The organism is Falsiroseomonas oryziterrae, from assembly GCF_021864505.1.
Taxonomy (GTDB): Bacteria; Pseudomonadota; Alphaproteobacteria; order Acetobacterales; family Acetobacteraceae; genus Falsiroseomonas; species Falsiroseomonas oryziterrae.
In genome coordinates this window covers 1-589 of sequence record NZ_JAKJIB010000704.1, presented here as the reverse complement: position 1 = coordinate 589, position 589 = coordinate 1, and the positions used below count along the sequence as shown (strand labels likewise).

At 79.3% G+C, this 589-nt stretch carries 1 protein-coding gene; it reads left to right on the top strand.

The features are described 5' to 3' along the window. Positions 1–145: 145 nt before the first annotated feature. On the top strand, positions 146–589 hold a 444-nt coding region (locus tag L2I40_RS24225; RefSeq protein WP_237217878.1), incomplete at its 3' end, for a sigma-70 family RNA polymerase sigma factor.

Below are 589 nucleotides of genomic sequence, written 5' to 3'. Positions count from 1 at the left end.
GGGCCGCGACGCCCGCCCGCCGCGCCGCCCTGAGGCGCCTCGGGCTGCGGGCGGCGTAACCTCGCCGCCGCCCAGGGCGAAGCGTACGGGGCTCCAGCATCGCGACAGCGGGTCGTGCGGGGGGCGCAGGCGGGATAGGCTCGCAATGTCCGATGTCACCGCAGACCGCCTGCTCTTCGTTCGGCCCGCCGTGACCGCCCCGTCCGCCGGTACGGTCGGGGAGGCGCGGGAGGCGCGCTGGTCGCGGCTGATGGCCTCCGCCCAGGCCGGGGACGCGGCGGCCTACGACGCGCTGCTGCGCGACTGCCTGCCGCTCCTGCGCGCCGTCTGCCGCGCCCGGCTCCGCGATCCGGCGGAGGCGGAGGATGCGGTCCAGGACGCGCTGCTCACGCTGCACCGCATCCGGCACACCTACGACCCGGCCCGCCCCTTCCGGCCCTGGCTGGTGGCGATCGGCGACCGGCGGGCGCTCGACCGGGCGCGCCGCCGCGGGCGCGCCGCCAATCGCGAGGTCGGTCTGGAGGTGGCGGCGGAGCTGGCCTCCGGCGCGCCGGCCGCCGATGACGATGTCGCGGCGCGGCGCGAGGCG